This window comes from Bordetella bronchiseptica, assembly GCF_900636925.1.
GTDB classification, from domain to species: domain Bacteria; phylum Pseudomonadota; class Gammaproteobacteria; order Burkholderiales; family Burkholderiaceae_B; genus Bordetella; species Bordetella pertussis.
Window position 1 is genome coordinate 1,531,818 of the sequence record NZ_LR134326.1, and the last position, 12,532, is coordinate 1,544,349.

Below are 12,532 nucleotides of genomic sequence, written 5' to 3' on the forward strand. Positions count from 1 at the left end.
GTGACCAAGTCGGAGCTGATCGCCGCGTTGGCGGCCCGCTATCCTCAGCTGGCCGCCCGCGACACCGATTACGCTGTCAAGACCATGCTCGATGCAATGACCCAGGCCCTGGCCTCGGGTCAGCGCATCGAAATCCGCGGGTTTGGCAGCTTCTCGCTGTCGCAGCGCTCCCCCCGTATCGGGCGCAATCCGAAGTCGGGCGAACAAGTGCTGGTACCTGGCAAGCAGGTGCCGCACTTCAAGGCCGGCAAGGAGCTGCGCGAGCGGGTCGATCTGGTTGGCAACGATCAGGGCGACGACTCGTCCAACGGGTCGTCCGACCCGCTGCAATCGGTCATGGATATGCATGCCATGCACTGATGTGCCGCGCAGGGCGTCCCGCGTGGTTGGCGTTGTACCGGCAAAGCCCCTTGCTTGTTCAAGGGGCTTTGTTTTTTCGGGCCGGCGGCGCGGCGCGGTGAAAAAGACGGCCCGCGCATGTGCCGCCGGGCGCGGCAAGGGCGCCGCTTCCGCTTACAATTACTCGTCTTGAATTCTTTGGAGCATGCGTCATGCGCTACCTGGTCTGGGCCCTGCGATTGCTCGTGTTTGTGGCGGTTCTGATGTTCGCGCTCAAGAACACCAATCCCGTCGCCGTGACTTTCTACGCCGATTACGTGGTGCACGACGTGCCGCTGATCGTCGTCATGCTGGTCGTGTTCGTCGTCGGGGCCCTGTTCGGGCTGCTGCTGACCGTACCCGCCGCCATGCGCCGCCGCCGCGAGGCCCTGCGCCTGCGCCGCGAGGTCGAGCGCCTGCAGGCGGCCGCCAGCGGTACGCCGCCGGTCGTCACGCCGGAGGCCGTCGCGCCGATGTCGCCGCTGTAACCCGGGGCCCGTGTCCCTTTTTCCTACCGAGAGCCCGCGCTGTGGATTTTGAACCCTGGTGGCTGATATTCGTGCCGGTGCTGTTCGCGCTGGGCTGGCTGGCGGCGCGCTTTGACTTCCGGCAGATGCTGCGCGAGACGCGCACGCTGCCCGATTCGTACTTCCGCGGCCTGAACTTCCTGCTCAATGAGCAGCCCGACCGGGCGATCGACGCGTTCGTCGAGGTCGCCAAGCTGGATCCCGAAACCACCGAGCTGCACTTCGCCCTGGGCAGCCTGTTTCGCCGGCGCGGCGAAATGGAGCGCGCCATCCGCGTGCACCAGAGCCTGCTGAGCCGCTCCGATCTGCCGGTGGCCGAGCGCGAACACGCGCAGCACGAACTGGCGCAGGATTTCCTGAAGGCCGGCATGCTGGACCGCGCCGAAGGGGCGTTCGAGCAGCTCAAGGACACCCGCTACGCGCTGCCCGCGCTGCGTTCGCTGATCCGTATCTACGAATCCGAGCACGACTGGCCGCGCGCCATCGAGGCGGTCAAGACCTTGCACGGGCTGGTCGACGAGCCCGTGCCGCAGATCGTGCACTACTACTGCGAGCAGGCGCAGGCCGCGCTGACGGCCAAGCCGGTGGATTTCGACGCCGCCCATGCCGCGCTGGACGCGGCCGACCACGCCGCCGGCATGGTCGAGCGCGGCAACGCGGCGCCAGCCAAGGCGTCGCTGGTGCGCACCGCCATGCTGCGCGCGCGCCTGGCCGCCCTCGAGAGCGATCCCAAGCGCGAGCGCCTGTATCTCGAATCCATTCTCACCCAGGCGCCCGAATTCGCCGGGCTGGTGGCCGAGGCGCTGCTGACGAACTACCGGCAGGCCGACCAGGCCGCCGCCGGGTTGGCGATGCTGCAGCAGCAGTACCAGCGGCACGCCTCGCTGGACCTCTTCAACGTGGTGTTCCGCGAGCTGCGCGTGCAGCAGGGCTCGGCGCCCGCGTGGGCGTTCGCGCGCGAGGCGCTGCGCCATCATCCGTCCCTGCTGGGCCTGGACCGCCTGCTCGAGGCCGAATTGGCCTCGCCCGGCGCGCCCGCCGACGCCGGGCCCGTGACCGGGGCCGACCTGACCCTGCTGCGCAGCCTCATCCATAAACATACCCAGCGCCTGGACCGCTATGCCTGCCGCAGTTGCGGCTTCCAGGCGCGCCGCTTTTACTGGCAGTGCCCCGGCTGCAATTCCTGGGAAACCTACGCGCCGCGCCGCCTGGAAGAACTCGAATGAATCAATACCCCGCTGAACGCATCGCCCGCGCCCGCGTGCTGGTCGTGGGCGACGTCATGCTCGACCGCTACTGGTTCGGCGAAGTCGACCGGATTTCACCGGAAGCTCCGGTGCCCGTGGTGCGGGTGGCGCGCCGCGAAGACCGCCTGGGCGGCGCCGCCAACGTGGCGCGCAACGTGGCCGCGCTGGGCGCCCAGGTGACGCTGATCGGGGTGGTCGGCGCCGATGAGGTCGGCCACCGCATCGAGCGCATGGCCGCCGAAGAGGGCGTGCGCACCGATCTGGTATCCGACACCGAGCACCCGACCACGCTGAAGATGCGCGTGCTCGGCCGCCAGCAGCAGCTGCTGCGGGTGGATTTCGAGCAGCATCCCGAGCCGGCCGCGCTCGACGGCATCAGCGCCGCCGTGGCGCGGCAGCTGGCGCAGCACGATATCGTGGTGCTGTCCGATTACGCCAAGGGCGTGCTGGACCGGGTCGAATCCATCATCGCCGCCGCCGTCGGCCACAGCCTGCCGGTGCTGGTCGACCCCAAGGGCGACCACTACGAGCGCTATCGCGGCGCCACGCTGGTCACGCCCAACCGGGCCGAAATGCGCGAGGCGGTCGGGCGCTGGAAAACCGAGGACGAACTGGCCGAGCGCGCCCAGCGGCTGCGCCTCGACCTGGACCTGGAGGCCTTGCTCGTGACGCGGTCCGAGCAGGGCATGACCCTCTTTACCGACGCGGGGCGCGACCATGCCGACGCCGCCGCGCACGAAGTCTATGATGTATCGGGCGCCGGCGATACCGTGCTGGCGACCCTGGCCGTCATGCGCGCGGTGGGACTGTCCTGGGGCGACGCGATGCGCTGGGCCAACCGGGCCGGCGGCATCGTGGTCGGCAAGCTGGGCACGTCGGTGGTGACCGCCGCAGAACTTGCAGGAGAATCAACATGATCGTGGTGACCGGCGCGGCCGGCTTTATCGGCAGCAACCTGGTGCGCGGCCTGAACCGGCGCGGCATCCAGGACATCATCGCCGTCGACGACCTGACCGACGGCGACAAATTCCGCAACCTCGTCGATTGCAGCATCGCCGACTATCTCGACAAGGACGAGTTCCGCGAACGCGTGCGCGGCGGCAACCTGCCGGCCTTGCGTGCCGTGCTGCACCAGGGCGCCTGCTCGGACACCACCGAGCGCAACGGCCGCTACATGCTGGACAACAACTACCGCGTCACGCTGGAACTGTTCGAGTACTGCCAGGCCGAGCGCGTGCCGTTCCTGTACGCCTCGTCGGCCGCGGTCTACGGCGGTTCGTCGGTCTATGTGGAAGACCCGGCCAACGAACATCCGCTCAATGTGTACGGCTATTCCAAGCTGCTGTTCGACCAGGTGCTGCGCACGCGCATGGACAGCCTGACCGCCCAGGTGGTGGGGCTGCGCTATTTCAACGTGTACGGGCCGCACGAGCAGCACAAGGGCCGCATGGCTTCGGTGGCCTTCCACAATATGAACCAGTTCCTGGCCGAAGGCCATGTGCGCCTGTTCGCCGGCTGGGATGGCTACGAGGACGGCGGGCAGAGCCGCGATTTCATTTCGGTCGAGGACGTGGTGGCGGTCAATCTGCATTTCCTCGACAACCCTGGCCAGTCGGGCGTTTTCAACTGCGGCACCGGGCGTGCCCAGCCGTTCAACGACGTGGCCGCGGCGGTGGTCAATACCCTGCGCGCCGAACGCGGCGAGGCGGCGCTGCCGCTGGCCGAACTGGTCAAGAAAGGCCTGCTGCGCTATATCCCGTTCCCGGATGATCTGAAAGGGCGCTACCAGAGCTACACCCAGGCCGACGTCGGCCGGCTGCGGGCGGCCGGCTTCAGCGCGCCGATGCGCGATGTACAGACTGGCGTATCGGAATACGTGCGCTATTGGCGCGCCCTGAAGTAGCGGATTTGCCCCGGGTAGTTGCCCGGGTGGATGTTTGCGTGCACCGTCCGCCGCGGCGAACGCCGGGGCGGGCAAGATGGCTGCGGGGCGGATCGACCGGTTCGTCCGACACGCATCCAAGGAGCACAGCATGAATCCGTTTTTGCACGATCCCGTGGCGCGTTGCGCAAGCGCTCCCGCTTGGCCGCTGGTGGGCCGCGGCCGGCTGTGGCGGCCGCGGCCGCCCGGCGCCGCGGCGCGCGCGCCGGCGGGCAAGGCGCCGGCCGGGCGCAAGCCGGCAAGCGAGCCGCTGGCGCGCTGGCTGGTGATGGCCGGTTGCGCGCTGGCTGCCGCGCCGGCCCACGCGCTGGACGTCAACACCGCCACCGTCGACCAGCTCGAAACCGTGCGCGGCGTGGGGCCGCGCACGGCCCGCGTCATCATCGAAGAGCGCCAGCGGGGAGGCCGCTTCCTGTCGCTCGAAGACCTGTCCGAGCGGGTCAGCGGCATCGGCCTCAAGAAAATGCAATCCTTGCAGGCCGCCGGCCTGACGGCCGGCCCGGCTGCGCCGGCCGCGGGCGCCAGGCCCGAGGCCAGGCCGGCGGGAGGGCCGCGCGCCAAGGCGGCTGCCGGCCGCTAGCCTGGCCGGCGGCGCGGGAGTCCCTGGCGCCAGCGCGGCTAAACCGCCTCGGCCGATCCGGGGCGGTTATTATCGGCGGCATGAGCACTCCTACCTACCCCACTATCGAGCAAACCGTCGGCAATACGCCGCTCGTGCGCCTGCAGCGCATTCCCGGCGCGGCCGGGCAGGCGCGCGGCAACGTGATCCTGGCCAAGCTGGAGGGCAACAACCCTGCCGGCTCGGTCAAGGACCGTCCTGCCCTGTCCATGATCCTGCGCGCCGAAGAGCGCGGCGAAATCCATCCGGGCGATACCCTGATCGAGGCCACCAGCGGCAATACCGGCATCGCGCTGGCCATGACGGCGGCCATGCGCGGGTACCGGATGGTCCTCATCATGCCCGACAACCTGTCGCTCGAGCGGCGGGCCGCCATGACCGCCTATGGCGCCGAACTGATCCTCACGCCTGCCGCCAAGGGCGGCATGGAATACGCCCGCGACCTGGCCACGGCCATGCAGGCCGAAGGCAAGGGCAAGGTGCTGGACCAATTCGGCAACCCGGACAACCCGCGCGCCCATATCGAGGGCACCGGCCCGGAAATCTGGAACCAGACGGATGGCCGCGTCACGCATTTCGTCAGCGCGATGGGCACCACCGGCACCATCATGGGCGTGTCCACCTACCTGAAGTCGCGCAACGCGGCGGTGCAGGTGGTTGGCGCGCAGCCGGCCGAAGGCTCGCAGATCCCGGGCATCCGCAAGTGGCCCGAGGCCTACATGCCGAAGATCTTCGACCGTTCGCTGGTCGACGCCTATGAGTCCATCGCGCAGGCCGAGGCGGAGACCATGGCGCGCCGGCTGGCCGCCGAAGAAGGCATATTCGCCGGCATTTCGTCGGCGGGCGCCCTGGTGGCGGCGTTGCGCGTGGCCGAGCGGGTCGAGAACGCCACCATTGTCTTCATCGTGTGCGACCGCGGCGACCGCTACCTGTCGACCGGCGTCTTCAACTGACGCAGGGCCGGGCGCGGCGTCCGCCCGCGTGGCGGGCCGCGCCGCGGCACGGGGCATCAATAGCCCGTGCGGGCCTGCAGTTCGGCCGCCAGGTCGGCCACCGCCGTGGCATAGAAGTAGCTGCGGTTGTATTGCGTCAGGGCAAAGAAATTGGGCGTGGCGGTACGGTATTGCACGGTGCCGCGCGCTTCCTCGACCAGGTCCACGATGCCCATGGGGTGCTCCTGCCAGGCGCCGCGTCCGGCGCCCGCCGCCGGGCGCGCGCCGGCGGCCTGCAGACCGTTCCAGTCCAGCGTCGGCGTAAGGCCGCCGGCCACCAGCGGCGCCGGATCGGCCGGCAGCGCGACCGGCGCGAACACCGGCAGGCCGCGCTGCCAGCCATGTTCGACCAGGAAGTTGCCCACCGACATGACCGCGTCCGCGACGCTGTTGGTCAGGTCGATGTGGCCGTCGTCATCGCCATCGACCGCATAGCGCATGATGCTGCCGGGCATGAATTGCGGCATGCCGATGGCGCCGGCGTACGAGCCGCGCGTCTCGGGGTCCAGCTTGTCCTGCAGCGCCAGGGTGATGAAGTCGCCGAGCTGGCCGCGGAACATGTCGGCGCGCTCGGGCTTGGCGGGATCGGGGTAGTCGAACGCCAGCGTCGCCAGGGCATCGACCACGCGGAAGTTGCCCACGTTGCGGCCGTACAGGGTTTCCACGCCGATGATGGAGGCGATGATCGAGGCCGGCACGCCGTAGCGCTGGGCGGCGCGGTTGAGCAGGTCCTGGTTGGCGTTCCAGAATTCCACGCCCCAGGCGATGCGCTTGGGTTCGACGAAACGCCCGCGATAGGTCAGCCAGCTGCGCCAGATCTTCTTGCCCGACGCGCCGGACGGGGCGATGAGGCGGGCGACGGTCGCGTTGTAGCGCGTGCTTTCCAGGCTGGCCAGCACTTGCGGCAGGGGCAGCTCGCGCTGTGCCGCCAGCTGTTCGGCGAAGGCGCGGACGTCGGGCCGCAGTTCGCCGGTCGGCGTCAGCGTGGCGGGGCCTTCGTCGCTCGATACGGGTTTGTCCGGGCCGATGCGGACGCGGTCGGCCTGGCCTGTGGCGGCCTGCGCGGGAAGATGCTGGGCTTGGGGTGTTTGGCTGGAGGTGGCACAGCCGGCCAGCAGGGCCGACAGCGTGCCGATTTGCAGGAATCGCCGACAGTTGAACATAATCTTCCTTATGGAGACTATGTATCTTACCCACCCGTCATGCCGCTTGCATGAAATGGGCGACTGGCATCCCGAGAGCCCGCAGAGGCTCGATGCTATTTCCGATCAATTGCTGGCCAGCGGCCTGCTGCCCTACCTGCAGGAGCGGCAGGCTCCGGAAGCCTCGCGCGCCGACATCCTGAGGGTGCATACGCCGGCCTACCTGGACAGCCTGCGCGCGCACCAGCCCGAGCATGGCTATTACGCGATAGACGCCGACACGTCGATGAACCGCCACACCTACGAGGCGGCGCTGCGCGCCGCCGGCGCCGGGGTGGCGGCGGTCGACGCGGTGCTGGGCGGCGAGGCCATTACGGCATTCTGCTCGGTGCGTCCGCCCGGCCACCATGCCGAGCGCGACCACGCCATGGGATTCTGCTTCCTGAACAATGTCGCGATCGCGGCCCGCCATGCGCTGGACTTCCATGGCTTGCAGCGGGTGGCGCTGGTGGATTTCGACGTCCACCATGGCAATGGCACCGAACATGCCTTCGCGGGCGATCCGCGGGTGCTGATGTGCAGCTTCTTCCAGCATCCGTTCTTCCCCAACAGCGGCGCCGACGATCCGGCGCCCAATATGCTGAATGTGCCGGTGGCGGCCTACACCGGCGGCGCGTCGATACGGACGATCGTGCGCGAGCAGTGGCTGCCGCGGCTGCACGAGCATCGTCCCGAACTGATCCTGATCTCGGCCGGTTTCGACGCCCATCGCGAGGACGATATGGCCCAGATGGGCCTGGTCGAGGCCGATTACGCCTGGATCACCGACCGCCTGGTCGAGGTTGCCGACCAGCACTGCCAGGGCCGTATCGTCAGCACCCTGGAGGGTGGTTACAACTTGTCAGCCTTGGGCCGCAGCGTGGTCGCGCATATACGATCCCTGTCGAAGCTGTAGAATCGAGAAAAAATTGTGCAATGCGGTCCCGGGTTTCGCCGGGTAATTATTGTTATTTTGGAGACTGCTGGATGAAGGTTCTGGTACCAGTCAAGCGCGTGGTCGACTACAACGTCAAGGTGCGCGTCAAATCGGATCAAACGGGGGTGGACATCGCCAACGTGAAGATGTCCATGAACCCGTTCGACGAGATAGCGGTCGAGGAGGCCACGCGGCTCAAGGAGAAGGGCGCGGTGGCGGAGGTGGTGGCGGTTTCTTGCGGCGCCGCACAATGCCAGGAGACGCTGCGCACGGCGATGGCGATCGGGGCGGACCGCGCGGTGCTGGTGCAGACCGACGCGGAGCTGCAGCCGCTGGCGGTGGCCAAGCTGCTCAAGGCGCTGGTGGACAAGGAGCAGCCGCAGCTGGTGATTCTGGGCAAGCAGGCGATCGACGACGACGCCAACCAGACGGGGCAGATGCTGGCGGCGCTGCTGGATTGGCCGCAGGCGACGTTTGCGAGCAAGGTGGAGCTGGGCGATGGTCAGGTGACGGTGACGCGCGAGGTCGATGGGGGGCTGGAGACGCTGTCGCTGAATCTGCCGGCGATCGTGACCACGGACCTGCGGCTGAACGAGCCGCGCTACGTGACGCTGCCCAACATCATGAAGGCCAAGAAGAAGCCGCTGGAGACGGTGAGCCCGCAGGATCTGGGGGTGGATCCGGCGCCGCGCCTGAAGACGCTGAAGGTGAGCGAGCCGCCGGCGCGCCAGGCCGGCATCAAGGTGCCTGATGTGGCCACGCTGGTGGACAAACTGAAGAACGAAGCGAAGGTGGTGTGATGACGACGCTGGTAATAGCCGAACACGATAACGCGCAGCTGAAGGGCGCGACGCTGAACACGATCGCCGCGGCGTCCAGGCTGGGCGGCGAGGTGCATGTGCTGGTGGCGGGCTCGGGCGCGCAGGCGGTGGCCGGGCAGGCCGCGCAGGCGGCCGGGGTGTCCAAGGTGCTGCTGGCCGATGCGCCGCAGCTGGCCGAGGGGCTGGCCGAGAACCTGGCCGCGCAGGTGCTGGCGGTGGCCGGCGGGTACAGCCACATTCTGTTCGCGGCCACGGCCTCGGGCAAGAACGTGGCGCCGCGGGTGGCGGCCAAGCTGGATGTGGCGCAGATCTCGGACATCATCGGAGTGGAGTCGGCCGATACGTTCCAGCGGCCGATCTACGCGGGCAACGCGATCGCCACGGTGCAGTCGGGCGATGCGGTCAAGGTGATCACGGTGCGCACGACCGGTTTTGACGCGGTGGCCGCGCAGGGCGGGTCGGCGGCGGTCGAGGCGCTCGATGCGGTGGCCGATTCGGGGCTGTCGCGCTTCGTGGGCCGGGAGGTGGCCAAGAGCGACCGTCCGGAGCTCGCCGGCGCGCGGGTGGTGGTCTCGGGCGGGCGCGGGCTGGGCAGCGCGGAGAACTTCAAGATCCTGGACCCGCTGGCCGACAAGCTGGGCGCGGCGCTGGGAGCCTCGCGCGCGGCGGTGGACGCGGGCTACGCGCCCAACGACTGGCAGGTGGGGCAGACGGGCAAGATCGTGGCGCCGCAGCTGTACGTGGCGGTGGGCATCTCCGGGGCGATCCAGCACCTGGCGGGCATGAAGGACTCCAAGGTCATCGTGGCCATCAACAAGGATCCGGAAGCGCCGATCTTCGGCGTGGCCGACTACGGCCTGGTGGGCGACCTGTTCCAGGTCGTGCCCGAACTGACCGGCGCGCTCTGAGCGGCGCGCCGCACGCAGAGAGAAAGCCGCGGGCTGTCGCCCGCGGTTTTTTTTTCGGCCATGCACGGCATGGGGCCGTCGGCGAGGACGCTCGCGTGGTTACATCTGTCGCCCGGAATGAGGTTGCCCTGCGTGGCGAGGCCGATTATCGTCGCTTGGCATACTCTACGAAATCCGCCGGCGCGCCGCGCCGCGCCGGCACGCACCCTGCAAATGCCCGGCCGACCTGACCGCCAGCCCGCATCAAGACTACGGAGACAAAATGACTTACGCCACACCGTTGCAGGATTTCCGCTTCGCGCTCAATGAGCTGGCCGGGCTGGAGGAAATCCTGAAACTGCCCGGGTTCGAAGAAGTGACCCCGGACCTGGTGGACGCCATCCTCGAAGAAAACGCGCGCTTCGTGCAGCAGGCCATCGCGCCGCTGAACGTGGCCGGCGATACCAAGCCGCCGGTCTGGAACGACGGCCAGGTGACCACCACGCCGGGTTTCAGCCAGGGTTTCGCGGACTATACGGCGGGGGGCTGGCAAGGCCTGCAGCATCCGCAGAAGTGGGGCGGGCAGGGCCTGCCCAAGGTCGTGGCGGCGCCGGCGGGAGAAAACATCCAGGCGGCCAGCCTGGCGTTTTCGCTGTGCCCCATGCTGACCGATGGCGTGATCGAGGCGCTGCTGACGGTGGGTTCCGAGGCGCAACGGCAGACCTACGTGCCCAAGCTGATCGGCGGCCAGTGGACCGGCACCATGAACCTGACCGAGCCGCAGGCCGGCTCGGACCTGGCCCAGGTGGCCACGCGCGCGGTGCGGCAGGACGACGGCAGCTACCGCCTGAGCGGCCAGAAGATCTTCATCACCTACGGCGAGCACGACCTGGCCGAGAACATCATCCACCTGGTGCTGGCGCGCACGCCCGATGCGCCGGCCGGGGTCAAGGGGATTTCGCTGTTCATCGTGCCCAAGTACCTGGTCAACGAGGACGGCTCGCGCGGCAAGCGCAACGATGTGTGGTGCGCCTCGCTGGAGCACAAGCTGGGCATCCACGGCAGTCCGACCGCGGTGCTGCTGTACGGCGCGGGCAAGGGCGAGGTGGGCGAGGGCGCGGTGGGCTATCTGGTGGGCGAGGCCAACCGCGGCCTGGAATACATGTTCATCATGATGAATGCCGCGCGCTATTCGGTCGGCCAGCAGGGTATCGGCGTGTCGGAGCGTGCCTATCAGCATGCGCAGGCTTACGCGCGCGAACGCGTGCAGGGGCGCGCCATCGAGGGATCGGCCGCGCCGGTGACGATTGCGCACCACCCCGATGTCCAGCGCATGCTGCTGACCATGCGGGCGCTGACCGAAGCGGCCCGCGCCGTTTCCTACGTGGCGGCCGCTGCGCACGACAAGGGCACGCATCATCCCGACGCCGAGGTGCGCGCCCGCAACCGCGCCTTCTATGAATACCTGGTGCCGATCGTCAAGGGTTTCTCGACCGAGTCGGCCGTGGAAGTGGCGTCGCTGGGCATCCAGGTGCATGGCGGCATGGGTTTCATCGAAGAGACCGGCGCCGCGCAGCATTATCGCGATGCGCGCATCCTGCCCATCTACGAGGGAACGACCGCCATCCAGGCCAACGACCTGGTGGGGCGCAAGACGCTGCGCGACGGCGGGGCCACGGCCCATGCCTCGATCGCGGCAATGCGCGACACCCTCAAGGCGGTGGCGGCCGAGGCGCAGCGCGCCGATACGGCCGACCATACCGCCTTGCGCGTGCTGCGCGACAATTTCGACCAGGCCATCCAGTCCTATGAGGGCGCGGTCGAATTCATTCTGGCGCACGCCGCGTCCAATGTGCGCGCGGTGTATTCGAGCAGCGTGCCTTACCTGATGCTGGCCGGCGTGGTACACGGCGGCTGGCAGATGGCGCGCGCGGCATTGGCGTGTCGCCGCCATCTGGCGGCCGGCTCCGGCGATGCGTTCCATCGCCATAAATTGGGCACGGCATTGTTCTACGGCGCGCACATCCTGCCGCGCGCCTTGGCCCTGGCGGCGGCGGTGCGCGCCGGCGATGTGGCTGATTCGTGCGGCAGCATGGCTGATATCGCATAAAGTTATATGCCTTACGTATTTCCCCCCAAATAAGTTTGATGCAAGAATCAGAGCGCCACTCAACCTGAAGCAGGAGACGTCAATGGGTCAACTCCGTCTGGGCGATACCGCCCCCGATTTCGAACAAAAATCTTCCATCGGTCCCCTCCGTCTGTACGACTATCTGGGCGACAGCTGGGGCGTGCTGTTTTCGCATCCGGCCGATTTCACGCCGGTCTGCACCACCGAGCTGGGCTACACCGCCAAGCTGGCCGGCGAGTTCGCCAAGCGCAACGTCAAGGTGCTGGCCTTGTCGGTGGATCCGGTCGATTCGCACACCAAGTGGATCGACGACATCAACGACACGCAGTCGACCACGGTCAATTTCCCCATCCTGGCCGACGACGACCGCAAGGTGTCCGAGCTGTACGACATGATCCATCCCAATGCCAACGCCACCCTGACGGTGCGCTCGGTGTTCGTGATCGATCCGGCCAAGAAGGTGCGCCTGACCATCACCTATCCGGCCAGCACCGGCCGCAACTTCGACGAGATCCTGCGCGTGATCGACTCGCTGCAGCTTACCGACAGCCACAGCGTGGCCACGCCGGTCAACTGGAAGGACGGCGAGGACGTGATCATCGTGCCGTCGCTGAAGGACGAAGCCGTCATCAAGGAGAAGTTCCCCAAGGGCTACAAGGCGCTGCGTCCGTATCTGCGCATCACCCCGCAGCCGAACAAGTAAACCGGCCGCTTCGGCGAGAACGCCCCGCAAGGGGCGTTTTTTTTGCCTGGACGGCCCGGCCGCAAACAGCCTCACCCACGCCGCGCTTTATGCCCTGAGGCGATGAGCAACCAAAAAATGAGTCGTTCCGTTCAGTAGGAGCGGCCGGCACACTTGCATCCATTCCG

General features: G+C 67.9%; 13 protein-coding genes. 12 read left to right on the forward strand and 1 reads right to left on the reverse strand.

The annotated features are described in order from the left end of the window. The 7 genes from EL288_RS07165 (at window position 1) to cysM (ending at window position 5,666) form a co-directional block, all read left to right on the forward strand. Window positions 1–360, forward strand: a complete 360-nt coding sequence (locus tag EL288_RS07165) for an integration host factor subunit beta (protein ID WP_010928906.1) — start codon at window positions 1–3, stop codon at window positions 358–360. A 191-nt stretch (window positions 361–551) separates the two neighbouring features. Next, complete coding sequence (locus EL288_RS07170) at window positions 552–866, forward strand: lipopolysaccharide assembly protein LapA domain-containing protein (RefSeq protein ID WP_003813353.1); 315 nt, start codon at window positions 552–554, stop codon at window positions 864–866. 41 nt (window positions 867–907) lie between these two features. Then, window positions 908–2,131, forward strand: coding sequence for a lipopolysaccharide assembly protein LapB (lapB, locus tag EL288_RS07175; RefSeq protein WP_003813352.1), 1,224 nt, complete (start codon window positions 908–910; stop codon window positions 2,129–2,131). Then, on the forward strand, window positions 2,128–3,069 hold the full coding sequence (gene rfaE1, locus EL288_RS07180) for a D-glycero-beta-D-manno-heptose-7-phosphate kinase (RefSeq protein ID WP_003813350.1): 942 nt from the start codon (window positions 2,128–2,130) through the stop codon (window positions 3,067–3,069). The genes lapB and rfaE1 overlap by 4 nt, the downstream gene beginning before the upstream one ends. Then, window positions 3,066–4,055: an ADP-glyceromanno-heptose 6-epimerase gene (rfaD, locus tag EL288_RS07185; RefSeq protein WP_003813348.1), complete on the forward strand. Its 990-nt coding sequence runs from the start codon at window positions 3,066–3,068 to the stop codon at window positions 4,053–4,055. Before rfaE1 ends, rfaD begins: the two co-directional genes overlap by 4 nt. Before the next feature lie 34 nt (window positions 4,056–4,089). Next, window positions 4,090–4,674, forward strand: a complete 585-nt coding sequence (locus tag EL288_RS07190; protein ID WP_003813346.1) for a ComEA family DNA-binding protein — start codon at window positions 4,090–4,092, stop codon at window positions 4,672–4,674. An 80-nt stretch (window positions 4,675–4,754) separates the two neighbouring features. Further along, a complete protein-coding gene (gene cysM / locus EL288_RS07195) occupies window positions 4,755–5,666 on the forward strand; it encodes a cysteine synthase CysM (RefSeq protein ID WP_003813345.1) in 912 nt (303 codons plus the stop codon). A 56-nt stretch (window positions 5,667–5,722) separates the two neighbouring features. Here cysM and mltB read toward each other — a convergent pair whose 3' ends face one another. Beyond that, window positions 5,723–6,868 (reverse strand): lytic murein transglycosylase B, encoded by a 1,146-nt coding sequence (gene mltB, locus EL288_RS07200; RefSeq protein ID WP_010926823.1) that lies wholly within the window; start codon window positions 6,866–6,868, stop codon window positions 5,723–5,725. A 19-nt stretch (window positions 6,869–6,887) separates the two neighbouring features. Here mltB and EL288_RS07205 point away from each other — a divergent pair, with 19 nt between their 5' ends. The 5 genes from EL288_RS07205 (at window position 6,888) to EL288_RS07225 (ending at window position 12,365) form a co-directional block, all read left to right on the forward strand. After that, complete coding sequence (locus EL288_RS07205; RefSeq protein WP_010926822.1) at window positions 6,888–7,802, forward strand: histone deacetylase family protein; 915 nt, start codon at window positions 6,888–6,890, stop codon at window positions 7,800–7,802. Window positions 7,803–7,873: 71 nt separating this feature from the next. Next, window positions 7,874–8,623, forward strand: a complete 750-nt coding sequence (locus EL288_RS07210) for an electron transfer flavoprotein subunit beta/FixA family protein (RefSeq protein WP_033447049.1) — start codon at window positions 7,874–7,876, stop codon at window positions 8,621–8,623. Then, complete coding sequence (locus tag EL288_RS07215; protein WP_043172132.1) at window positions 8,623–9,552, forward strand: electron transfer flavoprotein subunit alpha/FixB family protein; 930 nt, start codon at window positions 8,623–8,625, stop codon at window positions 9,550–9,552. Before EL288_RS07210 ends, EL288_RS07215 begins: the two co-directional genes overlap by 1 nt. A gap of 262 nt (window positions 9,553–9,814) precedes the next feature. After that, window positions 9,815–11,641, forward strand: coding sequence for an acyl-CoA dehydrogenase (locus EL288_RS07220; protein WP_003821527.1), 1,827 nt, complete (start codon window positions 9,815–9,817; stop codon window positions 11,639–11,641). Window positions 11,642–11,723: 82 nt separating this feature from the next. Continuing rightward, the gene (locus EL288_RS07225) at window positions 11,724–12,365 is read left to right on the forward strand and encodes a peroxiredoxin (protein ID WP_003813333.1); all 642 of its coding nucleotides are present in this window, start codon (window positions 11,724–11,726) and stop codon (window positions 12,363–12,365) included. Window positions 12,366–12,532 lie beyond the last annotated feature (167 nt).

What these genes read in the sequence shown, in the direction of transcription:
- EL288_RS07170 (WP_003813353.1), top strand. Translation starts at nt 552, where the DNA reads ATGCGCTACCTGGTCTGGGCCCTGCGATTGCTCGTGTTTGTGGCGGTT.
- rfaE1 (WP_003813350.1), top strand. Translation starts at nt 2,128, where the DNA reads ATGAATCAATACCCCGCTGAACGCATCGCCCGCGCCCGCGTGCTGGTC.
- rfaD (WP_003813348.1), top strand. Translation starts at nt 3,066, where the DNA reads ATGATCGTGGTGACCGGCGCGGCCGGCTTTATCGGCAGCAACCTGGTG.
- cysM (WP_003813345.1), top strand. Translation starts at nt 4,755, where the DNA reads ATGAGCACTCCTACCTACCCCACTATCGAGCAAACCGTCGGCAATACG.
- mltB (WP_010926823.1), bottom strand. Translation starts at nt 6,868, where the DNA reads ATGTTCAACTGTCGGCGATTCCTGCAAATCGGCACGCTGTCGGCCCTG.
- EL288_RS07205 (WP_010926822.1), top strand. Translation starts at nt 6,888, where the DNA reads ATGTATCTTACCCACCCGTCATGCCGCTTGCATGAAATGGGCGACTGG.
- EL288_RS07210 (WP_033447049.1), top strand. Translation starts at nt 7,874, where the DNA reads ATGAAGGTTCTGGTACCAGTCAAGCGCGTGGTCGACTACAACGTCAAG.
- EL288_RS07215 (WP_043172132.1), top strand. Translation starts at nt 8,623, where the DNA reads ATGACGACGCTGGTAATAGCCGAACACGATAACGCGCAGCTGAAGGGC.
- EL288_RS07220 (WP_003821527.1), top strand. Translation starts at nt 9,815, where the DNA reads ATGACTTACGCCACACCGTTGCAGGATTTCCGCTTCGCGCTCAATGAG.
- EL288_RS07225 (WP_003813333.1), top strand. Translation starts at nt 11,724, where the DNA reads ATGGGTCAACTCCGTCTGGGCGATACCGCCCCCGATTTCGAACAAAAA.